This window comes from Bacillus sp. NPDC094077, assembly GCF_050279465.1.
Taxonomy (GTDB): domain Bacteria; phylum Bacillota; class Bacilli; order Bacillales; family Bacillaceae_G; genus Bacillus_A.
Genome location: NZ_JBNNUF010000017.1, coordinates 1 through 15,807 on the forward strand (window position 1 = coordinate 1; position 15,807 = coordinate 15,807).

Annotated in this window: 12 protein-coding genes and 2 pseudogenes; 2 read left to right on the forward strand and 12 right to left on the reverse strand. The window is 31.1% G+C overall.

The window, feature by feature from the left end; genetic code table 11:
- The 11 genes and pseudogenes from ACQKNR_RS25185 to ACQKNR_RS25235 all read right to left on the reverse strand — a co-directional run.
- Window positions 1-1,223 (reverse strand): non-ribosomal peptide synthetase (locus ACQKNR_RS25185; RefSeq protein WP_427321656.1); only part of this gene is annotated, 1,223 nt, incomplete at its 3' end.
- Between the two features lie 381 nt (window positions 1,224-1,604).
- Window positions 1,605-2,864, reverse strand: coding sequence for an MFS transporter (locus tag ACQKNR_RS25190; RefSeq protein WP_427321658.1), 1,260 nt, complete (start codon window positions 2,862-2,864; stop codon window positions 1,605-1,607).
- A gap of 9 nt (window positions 2,865-2,873) precedes the next feature.
- A complete protein-coding gene (locus ACQKNR_RS25195) occupies window positions 2,874-3,797 on the reverse strand; it encodes an aKG-HExxH-type peptide beta-hydroxylase (RefSeq protein WP_427321660.1) in 924 nt (307 codons plus the stop codon).
- 37 nt (window positions 3,798-3,834) lie between these two features.
- The gene (locus ACQKNR_RS25200) at window positions 3,835-4,932 is read right to left on the reverse strand and encodes a ThiF family adenylyltransferase (RefSeq protein WP_098215793.1); all 1,098 of its coding nucleotides are present in this window, start codon (window positions 4,930-4,932) and stop codon (window positions 3,835-3,837) included.
- 1,173 nt (window positions 4,933-6,105) lie between these two features.
- Window positions 6,106-6,264: a hypothetical protein gene (locus tag ACQKNR_RS25205; RefSeq protein WP_427321662.1), complete on the reverse strand. Its 159-nt coding sequence runs from the start codon at window positions 6,262-6,264 to the stop codon at window positions 6,106-6,108.
- 373 nt (window positions 6,265-6,637) lie between these two features.
- A pseudogene (locus ACQKNR_RS25210) lies at window positions 6,638-6,828 on the reverse strand (DnaD domain-containing protein); the annotation flags it as partial.
- Between the two features lie 244 nt (window positions 6,829-7,072).
- Complete coding sequence (locus ACQKNR_RS25215; RefSeq protein ID WP_061530361.1) at window positions 7,073-7,525, reverse strand: JAB domain-containing protein; 453 nt, start codon at window positions 7,523-7,525, stop codon at window positions 7,073-7,075.
- Between the two features lie 430 nt (window positions 7,526-7,955).
- The gene (locus tag ACQKNR_RS25220) at window positions 7,956-8,864 is read right to left on the reverse strand and encodes an McrC family protein (protein WP_427321664.1); all 909 of its coding nucleotides are present in this window, start codon (window positions 8,862-8,864) and stop codon (window positions 7,956-7,958) included.
- The gene (locus ACQKNR_RS25225; RefSeq protein WP_427321666.1) at window positions 8,797-9,165 is read right to left on the reverse strand and encodes a hypothetical protein; all 369 of its coding nucleotides are present in this window, start codon (window positions 9,163-9,165) and stop codon (window positions 8,797-8,799) included. Before ACQKNR_RS25225 ends, ACQKNR_RS25220 begins: the two co-directional genes overlap by 68 nt.
- Entirely contained in the window at window positions 9,158-11,734 is a 2,577-nt protein-coding gene (locus tag ACQKNR_RS25230) for an McrB family protein (RefSeq protein WP_427321668.1), read from the reverse strand. The genes ACQKNR_RS25225 and ACQKNR_RS25230 overlap by 8 nt, the downstream gene beginning before the upstream one ends.
- Before the next feature lie 292 nt (window positions 11,735-12,026).
- A complete protein-coding gene (locus ACQKNR_RS25235) occupies window positions 12,027-13,139 on the reverse strand; it encodes a tyrosine-type recombinase/integrase (protein ID WP_427321749.1) in 1,113 nt (370 codons plus the stop codon).
- A gap of 431 nt (window positions 13,140-13,570) precedes the next feature.
- Between ACQKNR_RS25235 and ACQKNR_RS25240 the strand changes: the two genes are divergently transcribed.
- Window positions 13,571-14,362, forward strand: a complete 792-nt coding sequence (locus ACQKNR_RS25240; protein ID WP_427321670.1) for a hypothetical protein — start codon at window positions 13,571-13,573, stop codon at window positions 14,360-14,362.
- Window positions 14,359-15,165, forward strand: coding sequence for a radical SAM protein (locus ACQKNR_RS25245; protein WP_427321672.1), 807 nt, complete (start codon window positions 14,359-14,361; stop codon window positions 15,163-15,165). The genes ACQKNR_RS25240 and ACQKNR_RS25245 overlap by 4 nt, the downstream gene beginning before the upstream one ends.
- A gap of 524 nt (window positions 15,166-15,689) precedes the next feature.
- On the opposite strand, the pseudogene ACQKNR_RS25250 reads toward ACQKNR_RS25245, so the two are convergent.
- Window positions 15,690-15,791, reverse strand: a pseudogene (locus ACQKNR_RS25250) (hypothetical protein); the annotation flags it as partial.
- Window positions 15,792-15,807: the final 16 nt, after the last annotated feature.

Sequence of the window (15,807 nt, forward strand, 5' to 3'; positions counted from 1 at the left end):
CTAATCTTAACTTGTTTATCAGCTCTTCCTATATATTCTATATTTCCATCAGGTAAATATTTAACTAAATCACCTGTCCTATATAATCTATCATTTGAACTATTCTTGAATGGGTGTGGGATAAATGATGCCTCTGTTAATTCAGGTTGATTCAAATATCCTCGTGCTAATGCGATACCGCCTATATAAAGTTCACCCACTGTTCCAATAGGGACACGCTTATGATCTTTATTTAATACATATGCCTCTACATTTGGCATGGGCCGACCAATAGGAGGTGCTCCATCTCCTTTATATATTCCCGCGACAGTATAAACTGTGGTTTCTGTTGGACCATACGCATTAATAAAAAGGTGATTTTGCATCCAGCGTTTTGCAACTTTTTCACTACAGGCTGATCCCGCAGAAGTCACAACCTGTAAATCTTTAAATACAGATTCATCTAACAAATTAAGTACCGTAGGTGGTAAAAGTGCATGTGTAATTTTATTTTTTTGCAAGAACTGAGTAAGTGGTTCAACTGGCATAATATCGTGTTGACTACATACATATAAGGTTCCACCTGAAACTAGGCTGGCAAATATCTCAAATACTGAAGCATCAAATGATAATGAAGCAAATTGAATAGTTTTACTGTCTGCATTCATTTTTGTTAAATTAATACTAGAAATAATAAAATTATATAAGCTCTTTTGTTCAATTAATACCCCTTTGGGTTTTCCTGTAGATCCAGATGTATAGATTACATATGCCAAATTATCTAGTTTAACTTCAATTGTAGGATTTATACTTTTTTCTTTCGAAATATTCATTTCATGTTCTTTTATATCAATACAGTCTATTTCTTTAGGTATCCACTGTGTTGAATGGCTTTTGGTTAGCAATACTTGTATATTGGCATCTTTCAAGATATATTCAAGTCTCTTTGTTGGATATGCGGGATCTAGTGGGACATATGCACCACCAGCTTTTATTATTCCTAATATACTTACAATCATCTCTAAAGAACGTTCTATATAAACCCCTACCATACTTTCAGGTCCTACGTTTCGTTTCTGTAGATAAAAAGCTAATTGATTTACTTTTTCATTTAATTCCTTATAGGTTAACCTTTGTTCTTTATATACCAACGCGACAGAATTCGGATTCTGAATCACTTGCTGTTCAAATAATTTTTGAACATAATGTTCTGATTTATCAGTAAATTCAAGGCTAATATTCATTATATCGCTCCTCTAATATCATATTTAACAATAATCATAGTACTTATATATCTTGATTTACTCTTTCTTAAAATCCATAATATTATCAATAGATATATAAAACAGGTTTAGGTTCCGAAAATTTGATTATTTAATTTATTTTCTTCATTAAACTGATAATTATTATATTTCTAAACATTAGGGTCAATTTTATCCACCCTTAATACGGTTTATTTCACCGACTAATCAAAATTTTTATATCGCATTTAAAAAATTAATGAACATAAAAACTTTTAGAAAGTCCTAAAGGTTTTTATGTTCATTATTAATTTTATTACCCATAGCAATCATTAATTTTTTAGGGTATACACTTAAATATAAAAAATATTATTACTTACAAAATCATGCTTCTGTAATAGAGCTATTATTTACTTGATCGTTTTTAACATATAAAAATTTATTCATAAGTAGTGAAACAATAACTGGCAAAATACCAATAACAAACAAAGTAAACATAAATGTTGTATTAGCAAATAACCAACCAACTAAAAATGAACCTATTCCCATACCACCTATAATTAAAACATCAATAGCTGCAAATACTCTTCCCGAAGCATTGTCAGGAGTTTCTTCCTGAATAATAGTCATAATAGGTGCTTCCGGCAACATAGTAAAAATACCTATAAATAAAACTGCTAAATATGCCACGAAAACATGATTTATTCCACCACAAATAATACAAGCAATAAAAGAACCTAATACGCTTATCCAAATTATAAAAGTAAGATTTTTCTTACCAAAGTGTCCACCTAATAAAGTTCCGATAACACAACCTAATCCATTAATCGCTAAATAATATCCCGTACCTGAACCTGCTTGTCCAGTGATATCAGCAAGATATGGAACAAAAACAAAGACTGATCCAACAACTATATGAATAAAGCATAAAATAATAGAGACAGAAAAAATCTTTTTATTGAATAAAATAAATTTAAATCCCTCTACAATATTATTTAGAGAATCTGAAATTTTAACCTTTTGTTCAGTTTGCAACAATCCATCAAAATTTTGATTGATAGATTTTGGTATAAAACACACTAAAACTAAACAAATTAAATATACTAGAACATTAATTAAAAACGCCCAAAATAAATCGTTTAAACCAACCAATACGCCTCCAATAATAGGAGCTATCATAAGAGAAATTGTACCTAATGAAGTCGTAAGTGTATTCATTGCTAATAATGAATCCTTATCAACTAATTTTTTACCAATTGTCAATCTAATAGGGTAATCTATAGTTCCTACAAACACCTGAATTAAGGAAACTAGAAGAAACACATATAAAGAATTAATTTTTAAGAAAGAAAATATAATAAGCATTGTCATAGATAGTACATTTAAAAGATTTATAAAAATAATTATTTTTTTCCTCGGAAATCTATCAATTATATAACCAGATATGGGTGAAAAAAGTATATATGGAATTTGTCTTGTAAGACCAAATATCGCAACTCCTGTAGTTCCAAATTGCTGATAAATCAAAGCGGTCATTGCAACTACATAATTCCAATTCGCAATACTTGTTAAGAAACCGGAATATAAAAAACTTTGAAAACCGGGAAAATGAAACGTTTGCTTCAAATACTTAAATAAATTCATAAACTCTCCTTAAGAATAAATTAATAAAAACTCGCTCAATTCTTGTTTAATTTCATCAAAAAAGATTTTCCCTAAATTAGAAAACTCAGCTTCGTTTTCTAAAATCTCCACACCTTTTTCCAATCTCAAAATAAATTCTTTTTCCAAGTTATCCATTGTTATTTTTTCCTCTTCAGATAAAACAACTTCAGATTCTTTTATTTTAGAAAATACTTTTAAAACTCTCCATAACACATATGTAGCATGTAACGTACCATTTAACCAACGTTTATCTTCTCTTAAAGGAGAATCTGCTTTTTTAGTTAAATTTTCAATCATTCTTCCAAATGTTTGTTTAACCATTAATGCTTGATGTCCACTTTCATGTATTAAAACATCAACAAAATTCATAGCATTCCAACCTGGTTTATTTTTCAAAAATATTGCCCCAAATGAATATGCTCCAGTAGCCGAAGTAAAATTATCACCATTAGAATCAATCAAAACAATCTTTTTTGATAATAATTTTATTTGTTTATAAGCTTCTGGCCAAGCCTCTTCAATAATACTTAAAGCTCTATTAATTAATTCACATTCTTCTGTAGTTGGAACATTCATTTTCAATACAATTTCTCTATTTAAATCTTTTGAATTACTTTCAGATAAAATATCAAGTGAACGACTAACCCAATCATTATCATTTATAGAATTAAACCATGACTTATCTTGTTCTGAGATAGCAAGATTTTCTTTTAAAAGCTCAACATTGTCAGGATCACGATAAATTGACCAAGCCATAGATGGATGGTATTTTAACTCATCTGAAAAATCTATTTCATGCTTACTTAATAATTCTTTATATGTATCTAAAAGGGCTAATAAAAATTCATTTGCTTCATATTTCAACTTAGATTCCTCTAGAGTAATAGTAAATATGTCTTCTATTCTTTCCATTAATTAAACATCTCCTATCAAATATTAGATTAATAAATTATATAGAACACGATTCACATAATTCATTTTTCAACACATCCTCTGTTCTTACAATATCACCTGTTTTAAAAGTTAAAACTTTATTTTTAGTTAAAGGCTCATATGTACCTGTTAACCAAGAAAACCATTCTAAAAACTGATAATGTGATGATAATGTAATTCCTGAAACAACAGAAGGATACTTTCTTCCTCGTTTCTTTTGCATCCCAATAATTAAATCCTCATAATCACTTTTGTCTAAATTTTGTCTTATATATTCTTCATAGCATGTAAAACAAGCTGTTTCTTCTGGTATAAATAATGGACCAATCTGTTGAGCAAAGCTTCCTATATAAGGAATTTTTAACTTTATACACGCTTCATTTACCCACCTATTCAATATAAATCTTGGTTCATCAGCTTCTACAAAAATAAAATCAAGACCATCAGCAAACGAATAAACATCTTCTAAATTTTCAACATAACTATTAATACATTCCACATTAACATCTCTATTAAATGAATTTATTCTTTTTTTAATAATTTCGGCTTTAAATTCACCAATTTGATTTTCATCATAAAAAATCTGCCTAACTAAATTAGAGGATTCAATTTTATCTCCATCCATTAATTTAAGATAACCAACACCAGTAGCTCCAAGCATCATTGCTAATAAGCTACCTGTTCCTCCCATGCCTATAATTCCAACTTTGGCATTTCTAATTTTTTCAAAAGCTTCCCAGGGATTATTTTTTAAATCCGGAAAATTTTCAAACAAATCAATTAAAGTAAAATACCGATCATATTGTTCATTAGAAAGCCATTCTGGAACCTTTCTTTTATTACATTCAACTACAATTCCATTTTCAGAAAATGTCTCTAATATTTCCTCAATTTCTACTTCTGTTATATCATAATTTTCCAATCTTAATTCATTAACAATTTGCTTTATATTTTTAGTGCCATCACATTTTTCAAGTAAACATTCAAGTATAGATTCTGCTTTTTCAATTCTCATATGACGCCCCATATGACTGTTTAGAAATATATCTCCATTCGACAGTTTTATAGGCTCAATCGACGATGATACTATAGGGAATTCAATTTGTTTTTTCATTATAGTAACCTCTCTAAAATAGAATATTGAAAATCTATATAATATACAAACTAAATATTATTCATACTTTGAATCAAAAAATCAGTAAAGGGGCCTAATGTAAATAGGCCCAATTACTACTTTGAATTAATAGCGTGGCTCGCCAAGTGAAGATGTTAATTCTTCAGCTTTAATGTTAACTTTAACTTTAACTTTTTCCATGATTATCAACTCCTTGTTATGTAATAAAACCTAAATTGTAATAATATACAACACTTAGATTAAGCACGTGGCTCGCCAAGTGAAGATGTTAACTCTTCAGCTTTAATGTTAACTTTAACTTTAACTTTTTCCATGATTATCAACTCCTTTTCATGGATTAAAAAACTTATGTTGTCATAATTTCCACACTTGGATTAAGCGCGTGGCTCACCAAGTGAAGATGTTAATTCTTCAGCCTTAATGTTAACTTTAACTTTTTCCATGGTTATCAACTCCTTTTCATGGATTAAAAAACTTATGTTGTCATAATTTCCACACTTGGATTAAGCGCGTGGCTCGCCAAGTGAAGATGTTAATTCTTCAGCTTTAATGTTAACTTTAACTTTAACTTTTTCCATGGTTATCAACTCCTTTTCATGGATTAAAAAACTTATGTTGTCATAATTTCCACACTTGGATTAAGCGCGTGGCTCGCCAAGTGAAGATGTTAATTCTTCAGCTTTAATGTTAACTTTAACTTTAACTTTTTCCATGGTTATCAACTCCTTTTCATGGATTAAAAAACTTATGTTGTCATAATTTCCACACTTGGATTAAGCACGTGGCTCGCCAAGTGAAGATGTTAATTCTTCAGCTTTAATGTTAACTTTAACTTTAACTTTTTCCATGATTATCAACTCCTTTTCATGTACTAAAAAGCTTATGTTGTTATAATATTCCACACTAAACTGTTTGTAAATATAAAATATTCAAAAAATTCTTTATTTAAACTTTATAAATACTTTTCTGAATTAATAGAAAAATATTTATAAAGTTACGGTATGCTATGTGCTTAGATATACTAATATGGGATTTACATGAAGAAATAAATGGTTTTTAAAAATATGAAGAATTGATACATTAGTCAACCAACTAAATGTATAAACCTTTCAAACAAAAAGCGGCAGTAAACGAACATTCAAAACTTCCTATTTATAAACCAATCTTTTCAAAATCCATAGTAGATAATTTATTTTTGGGATTATCAAAATATTTTTGCGTTGATTCGGGTTTTATCAAATTTTTCATCTGCCTGCCAATTATTTGTTTGGCATGATTATGTAGCTCTTCGACAGATTGCCACACCTTCAATACAATCACTCCCTCAACTTTGGAATTTGATGAAGCTTTTTATGTGTCTAAAGCTAAAAATGCAAATTGAATCTCTTAATATAAGCCTTTTCAAAATCAAATATTGTTAGTTGCTCAGGCATCATAATCACTCCAAACCCTTACTTTTTGTTTTTCAGCTTGATCATAGACTAGTAAAATTGCTTACTGGGGGTCCCGTTTAAATATTTTCAAAATGTTCCCTACAGAAATACCAAATTTCCACACCTTTCGAAAATCATTAATCTATTGGATACTCCACCCATGATTAAATTTCTCTCGCATAATATAATCTACTTCCATTTGACTTAAGCTTCTTTTCGATATTTAGCTAATATTGGTTCTAAACGTTTACGTTCACCTTAGGCGCATTCTTTTCTAAAGCTATTTCCATTGCCTTAAGAACAAGTTGTGCATTCAAATCTTCAATCCCCGCATTAATCCCTTCAGCCACAAATGGTTTATTAACTCCAAAGTTTGCTCGTTGAATGCTATTTGGTTTTCTTCTACTACTTTTCTATCACTTGAGCAGCTCGCTGCTTCTTTTCCCTTCATATCAAAAGCCTTTAAGCTAATTTTGCTCGCTTTAGGTTAGAGCTATCTTGTTAGTTTATTAGGCATAGATCCTTTTTTCTTATCCTATATTTCTGACCTTTTAATCTGACCATTTCCACGAATCACATATTATGAATACATTTATAAATAAAAAAATAAGAAGATCTATGCGAATAAACGCTCTAGAATCTTCCTATTCCTCCATACACGCCCTTAAAAATAGTTGGCTTATTGCTTAGATAATCCCCTTTTTCAATAAACTTACATAGCTGTTATCTCCAATGATTACATGATCTAAAAGAGGTATACCAATAATGTTTCCACACTCCTTTAATCTCTTAGTTACTTCAACATCTTCATGAGACTCCATACTATGTCCTGAAGGATGGTTATGAAAACATACAATTGAAGATGCATTGTTTAATATTGCCGTGCGGAAAGTTTCCCTTGGATGGACTAACGATGAATCAACAGTTCCTTCGAACACAATGCTACACCCAATAATTTCATTCTTGGTATTTAAGTTAAACACACCAAAAATTTCATTTGGTCTTGATTCTATATCAAATATAATCTGTGCAAAGCGTACAGCATCCGCTGGACAAGTAATTTTCTTTTTCTCAATATCGTAAATACGATTACTGTCTTTTACCAACTTTACAGATTGAACCATAATTTTCTTACCCATGTCCTTCTCCTTTCGAAATAAAAAAGACGAGACTTCTCCTCTCATCTTTTTTCACCTTCTTTTGTATTTTGAAATTCAAAATTCTTACTTCCTTACTACATTTCTTAAAAATTTAAGATAATCTATCACATCCTTGTTAGTTCATTACTTGCCCTATTCCTACAACGCAAAAAAACCTCCCAGGAATACATTCGTATTACAAATTAGCGTATATGCGTTATACACTTCCTTGTAATGAATCGTAAACCCGAAAGGTTTGTGGTTATTTAGGAATGATTAAAAAGGAAAAAATTTCTTGAACTTATTATATAATAAGTTCATTTTTATTTCAATTTAAATAAACTAAATATTCATACCCTTTTAAAAGAGATTTGATTTCTAAAATAAAGACACCCAAATTAAATTGAGTGTCTTTACAAAATTATTTAACTTATTTTTGTAGAATTTCTTTTAATTCTCGCACAGCCTCGGAAAATTCATCAATTCTTATCGTGCACATTTCGATAGTTTTTTCAGTATCGATAACTTCCCACACAGGATGATCAGCTTCTATTTCTTGTTTCGGGTACAGCAATATACACCTTTGAACTTCCTTATAAGCAGTTACATACGCATACATTTGATAAATGTCACTCTGTACATAACTACTTCTTCCACTATTTGTTGCACTTTTCCACTTCATATCCATGATTATCATATTATCAATCACAAAATCTGGTTTTAATAAAATATTCTGGCGTCCACTCTTCTTGTTACGTAATAGCCTCTTCTCTGCATGCTGACTGATTATTTTATTATTACCAATAGCTTCTTGTAGGGCTACTTCAATATATTTTTCGAACAACATATTCATTTGAAATAAGAAAGAGAACGATGATGCTCCTTGCCCTTTACTATAAATCGTTGCCCGCTCAACAATTAGCTTAGCAAATAAAGCAGCATGACGAAAACGTTCATTCTGTCGATTAAATGTAATGATTTTTAATTCCTTTTCTGTAAAATGTACTACATCCACTGGTTCTAAGTAGCCTAAACAACGCTCAAGATAAAGCTTTAAAGTATGTATTTTTGTATGCTTTTTTATAATGAGCAATGCGCATTTAAAGAGCTGATTTAAAGAGTTATTTTCCGTATACTCATCAAAGGCACAATATGCTTTTGTTTTTTGAAATACATTCTTATAAATGTGTTTACTAAGCTCGAGTTTGCCACGCAGTGTATTTAAATTTTCTTCATGACGTTCGTATGTTTTATAAGTCCCTTGTCTGAGTTCATTCAGCAAACGGATAAGAAATGTAGCAAGAAATGCCGTAAGCAGTTCCCCCCCTATCTTCACCATTTAGTACTTCCTCATAAAATGAAACCGGCAAAAAGCCTGTAATTGAAAGCATTCCTAGCAATGCCTTTCGATCGTCAATAAGTGTGAGTTTTATTTTTGGAATTATTTCGTATCTCTCATCTGAACATTGTATCACGCCAACATAATTAATAAAGCGAAGTCGTTTATACTTTTGATCAATCACCTGTTCATTTGGATATTTTTCTTCAATATACCGTATAAGCTCATCAAATTGTTCTGCCGTAACTTCACTTTCTGTAATCCAGTCATACGCCTCATGCACTGTAATTGTCTTATTCATAAATCGCTATTAGCTCTTGCGCTGTTAATTTTCGTTTTACTCGGTACAGTGCAGGAATATAAATAGACGGCTTTTGTTTAAACAGTTCATTTACATTAACTTCTTCTTTATAAACTATATATTGATCTTCCTTTGAACTCCCAATTCCACCCAAAACAAGACCGATCTTTTCCCAATCATCATAAAAATACTCTTGTAAAAGTGGAATGATTTTCGTTTGAAAAATAGCTATAACTTCACTATTTGTTTTCGCATTTATAAAATACGCATGCCCAATCATATGATCGCGATCATACAGCACTTCAATCCGCTTATTAATAACAGAAAGCATTTCAGAGAGATCAATTTCATCACCAATCGATTCAAGAAGATCAGTATTTGGCATGATTTCTTCAAACACAAAGCGGCGACGTAACGCTGTATCAAGCAAAGCTATGGAGCGGTCAGCCGTATTCATTGTCCCAATTACATATAGATTGGGAGGTAACGTAAACTTCTCTTTTGAATAAGGTAGTTCAACAATCAATTCATTACTTTCTGTTAAACGCTTATCCTCTTCCAGTAACGTTAACAGTTCACCAAAAATCTTAGAAATATTACCTCGGTTCATTTCATCAATAATTACAACATGTTTTTTCGCATTCGAATAATCAAAGGAACCGTTTTCCAGCAATGCCTTTTGAATAATTGCCTTTTTCTCTTCTCCTTCAACTTCAATTTTTTCTTCGTCTTCTACTGTATCTTCCATTTTTTCTAATATCCAATTTAGTACAGACCAATATCTCGTCTGATTACAGCCACCAATCGCCTCACGAACAAACATGATATTATTCTTCCAATCAATATCATGCTCCTGAACATAGCGATACAAGTTTAGTAAACGATTCTTTGAAATTATTGAACTAGTTTTTACATCTTCACTCGTTACAACGATATTATTTTGCTCTGAAATGTATGAAATGAAACTTGTCGTTCCTGTTTTTGATTCAAATTGAATATTATTCTTCAAGCCATTTTCAACCAGGTAATCATAAAGTTGCTCAAAACGAACTTCATTAGAAAAATCCTGACTTATACTTTGAATTCCTTCATACATAGCTTCAAGCGCTGCTTTTTTCAAAATACCATCTGTTGGCACAAAGTTTCCTTTCCCATCAGATTTCAATCCTTCTATAAAATCTTCATACCCATAGGACTGATGGAACGTCACGAGATGAATGTTCCCTTCTTTTGTTAAACGTGAAAACTCTTGCTGTAATGCTTCTCGGCCATCTGCTTTCAGTTCCTCATATGTTCTTTTATCGATTAATTCAAGAGCACGTTCAACAATTTGATATGTTTTCCCTGTTCCAGGTGGACCAAAAAATACATAGTTTCTTGGATCTGTATCTAATACTTCACTAGATTCTTGAGACGTATTACTTATTTCATTTCCCTGCATAAATACTAGGTTGATTACATTCTTATTTTTCACTTCATTTAATGTACTACGATATCCTCCGTAACCTATGAACTCTCTCTCTTCAGTATTAATCCAATCAATAGGAAGTTGATGTCCGTACTCTTCAGAGAATTCATAACCATCAATAGTATCTTTGGTAATTTTTCCAACAGCACTAACTCGTAACACTGATCTTGTCTTCCCATCAACCTTACGAGTAAATGATGTTTTTAAAGCAACTAGGTCCCCTTCTTTCATTTTTAAAAATTGCTTTAATGCTTTTTGCCCTGCTGATGTTTCTTCCTTCTCATCTATGATATCTTCAATATTTTCTTCTTCTAAAAGAGATGATAAATCCTCATGTAAAAAGCCTATTGCTATGCAATTGTTTTTCAATAAAAAATCTTGAATGGAACGATCTTTTCCATATGTATGTCCAGCTAGCCAATAGCTTGAATTCTTATCACGCGCTTTATCTCGTTCTGAAAATGTCTCCCAGATAAATCGTGAAATTTTTTCATTAGACCAATCTAAAAAAACATTTTCTTTCTTAATAGCATGCAACACTGCATAATTCAACTCAATTGCATTCTGAGGGGTAAGCAATTCATCTTTTATATGTAATTCCTTTCCAAGCTCAATCAAAATTGGTGGTGAATAAATATTAAAAAACTTCTCTGGAACATAAATATTTAAAATTTTTAGCAGCACCATATTATAAATTGGTAAATTCAATTTAAGAATTTCAGAGATACGGCCTTCCTTTGCAATTCGTATTGCCTCACAAATTCCTTCTTTTAGGACTCTAAATTCTTCTTGTAACTGTTCATCTTTTAATACCAATTTTTGTTTACCGTAACTTTTACAGTACTCACCAGTTTTAGCTAGATAAATACCGAATTTAGCAGAATTGGCTCCGCCAATGCCGCCTAAAATATTTTTTCGCTCGAGCCAGTAATTGAAACAATCTTTCGTTTTAGTATTGGCATATCCTTCTATGGTTAGATTTCTTAAGGATTCTAACGGAAAACGTTTTACGAATTCTTGGCGCCCCGATTCTTTTTCAGCAAGTAATGAAATATTGGGTTCAAATTGAGTAGCTTTTTGGGTCAGGATTTGAAGCTTCATCTTGGAAATTACCCCCATTTAATTTTATAGATTAATTATAGAATATAAAAAAAAAGAAGGAAGTAATTGGGTGAGGATTAATAGATTTTGTGGATTAGGTTTGAAGACTGAAAAGTAGTTACTTCCCATAACTTAGCTATGAGAGCGCCACCTTGACAGGGTGGAGGTCGTGAGTTCGAGCCTCTCCGGGGTCATACAGTTAGAAACCGTGTCAAATTAACGTTTGATGCGGTTTTTATTTGTTTAAACTCGTATACTATAACACCAGTGGTCACAGAATTGGTCACATTACCTATAAAATCTCTTCTATTTTATTAACTGCATCCTCTTGCATCGTTGACAGTACATGTGAATAAGTATCTAATGTGATTTTGATATTACTGTGTCCTAACCGTTCAGAAATCACCTTCACATTCACACCTTTAGCTAATAGCAAAGTCGCATGTGTATGACGTAAATCATGGAATCGAATCTTTGGAACGGCTGCTTTCTGAATCAAAGCGTTTAAACTTCGTCTAACGTTAGCAGGATTGATTGGCGTTCCAGAAGGAGTACACATTACCAAGTCGTTGTCATTGTATTCCTCACCTTGACTCAGCTTCTCTTTCAATACGACTGCTCTATGCTTCTTTAGCTTTGCTACTGTTGATGCAGGTAGTAGTATCTTCCTTAAACTTGCCTTCGTCTTACCTCCAAGCAAGAACGTTTTCCCATCATGACTTAGCGTTTGACTAATGACTAAATGTCCCTTTTCTAAATCAACATCTTTCCACCGCAAACCTAGTAATTCCCCCTGTCTCATTCCAGTTACAAGACCTAAATGAAAGACAATAGAATACCTGCTATCCTGCGCAGCTTTTAAGAACAATTGCACTTCCTGTTCATTCCATACAGTTAGCTCTTCCTTATCATCTTTAGGGAGCTTGGTTTTAGCTGCTACATTTTTGGTGATTAACTCCAAATCTATTGCATGTTCAAGAGAGTTCCGAATGAGTTTTATTATCTTCTCTCTTGTTCCTCGCTTTAAACCTTCGTCTCGTAGCGAATTTACGTAATTTTGCATATGCAATGATGTTAACTTAGCTAGTTTGATATTGCCTAGGGAAGGGATGATACGACTGTTTAAATACCCTTTCAGCACTTTTGCTGTTTGGATACCAACACCGTGCTTTTTTGTATTAAACCAACTCTCCAGATACTCACCATAAAGTAGCTTACTAGGTTCAACGTATGTTCCAGTATGAACTTCTGAAAGCAGCTTTGTTAAAGCATTTTCCGCTTCTTTTTTAGTAATGAATCCCCTCTTCTTCTTTTGCTTTCTTTTACCTGTTAAAGGGTCAATACCAATATCTACAATATAAAAATACTTTCCTGTTTTGTTATCTTTTTTGACGCTTCCTTTCATCATTAAGAGCCTCCTTGGAGTCCTTAACCATTCTGTATATGGTAATTTCATTATATTGGATAACTTGGTACTATGGATTAGAAATTTACCCTATATCAGCATAAAGACAACTGAATGTGACTTGAATATACTTTCTAATAAGTTGAAGAGAGACTTAATCTGCGTCCAGAAACTCCAGTACTTGTGTTACTACGTACGTAGTTTATTTACTTGCGATTCACGTAGCATTATGCCAAACCTCAGAACGACAAGGGTTTCAAGAGTTTCTGCTTCATATTCATTTATCGATTATCCCAACTAGGGAGTATTACATATTCACGAACTTGGCTCAGAGACCTTACTACGTTATAACTAATATTTTTATAGAACCATAGAATTATTTTAAATACTGCTTTAAAATAATAAGTAAAATGTAATAAGAGGTGCTAATTTTGGATAATCAAGAGAAATCTAGAAAATTTTACTTAATCAATACTACTTTAGAAATAATTCTATTTACTTTAGCTGCTTTAGTCTTAAACATATTTCTAGGAAAGGCTATGTTTAAAAGTGCCATAGCTACTGCAATAATCGCTATAATTCTAGAAATTATTTTAAAAGTAAAAGGAATCAATCCTTTACTCAAAAAAGCAAAAAAAGTAGAAACTCTATATGAAAATTTACAAAAAGATGGCGTTAACAATATTTATTTCATGTATGACCGTAATTCGAAAAAAGAGAGAAATGAAAAAACTCAAATTGCTATTAGTAAAGCTTCTTATATGTATTTATTAGCTGAAACAGGTCGCTCATATATAGATGCTTCAACAGATAGACATTGGAAAGAAGTAAAAAAACAATTAGATAAAAGTACTTCTTTCAAAGTACTTTTAATACATCCAGAATGTGAAAATAAAATTGTACGAAATAAGTTAAATAATTCTACTGGAGTGGATAGAAAACTAAATTTTGAAGAGCTAAAGGTTCTTGTATCAAAGTATGAAACTTTAGAAATTCGATTTACTGACCAAGTTTACAATACACTTTTCTTTACGAACGATTATATGATATACGACCCTTATCATTTAGGTAAAACTTCTGAACGTTTAGAAAACAATTTCGTAGCAATTGAATTCGATAATGCTAGTAGTAACTATAAAACAATGAAAAGTCATTTTGATTACTGTTGGAATAATAGCAAATCGATAGCAGATGTAGAAGCAGATTTAGAGGTGTTTAATTGAAAAGACTAATCCTTACATACAATCAAAGTTGTAATTTAAACTGTAAATTCTGCTATATAGATTTTCATCATAAAAAAATTAAAGATAAAACTATATCAATAGTAGAACAAGCAATTCAATTAGGATTCAACATCATTACATTTGGTGGTGGAGATTCATTTAGTAAAAGGGATTTTCGTGAAGCATGTAAAATCGCACATCAAAATCATCTTATTACTCATGTTGATACTAATACGTTGAGTATTAGTGAATCTGACTTTAAATTCATTGAAGAAAATATCGATTTGTTAGGTGTTTCAATAGATGCTATTGGTGGTGATTATAATCTATTTAGAGATTCTCGCCGCCTTTTTCAAAAACTTAATCATACATTACAGCAATTAGAAAAGTACCATATCGAAATTAAAGTTAATACTATATTAACTGCACAGAATATAAATTCTATACCTGATATTTATGAATATATAACCACTCTTAACAATATAAAACGTTGGAGTATATACCAATTTTTCCCTTTGTCTTCTGCAAAGAAATTCGAAGATATATACAAAATATCAGATAGTGATTTTGAACAAACCTTAAAATTTTTAAACACATCAAAAACATATTTAATTATAGAAAAAAATAGATATAGCAATAGAGTGGATGGTTATATATTTTGTGATGAGGAAGGAAACTTATACACAAACAATATTAACGGCAAATACATTCCTTTAGGTTCTATTTTTAATGAAGAAGATACAAAAAATATGCTTTCAAAAGATACTTTGATTAACCCTAAAATAAAACAGCGTTATAAATAATTATAAGTCTTATCGCATCAATAATTTCCCTTACTATTTAGTAAACTTTTTATAGTCTATTTAAATCATTTATATTTTATATTGAATAGAAAAAGAGCAGACTTCCTTGTCTGCTCTTAATTAATAAAATCGATATTTCATTAATTATCTTTATCTACTCTACTCCACAAAAAAGCATCTAACCAAATCTAGGTAAGATGCTCGCTCTAAAGTAATTAAATCCCAATATTTTCAACTGTTTAAATGAAGAACCATGGCCACAAATAGCAAAGGCATTCAGATTATAAATTGTAAATCCACCACCAAGAATTGATTGTTTAAGAATGTTGATATATCAAGGCTTATTATTGTTTTAAGAGATTATGAATTGCAATCATGATTGTTAATTGCAAGCCTTCACGATTATTAATGTCGTTAACTGAATTATCCCCAAAGATTTATATACAAACAAGCAAAAAACCCTATCTGCAATAAAGAAGATAGGGTTTACAATTCTAGTTAAATGTTATTAGGCATCATTTCCGTTACCATATAGTCATTCCTACAACTGCATCAGTTGTTAAGAACATTGCTGCAACAGATGCTGCGTTTTGAAGAGCAGAACGAGTTACTTTTGCTGGGGCAATCCTTGACAATACTGAG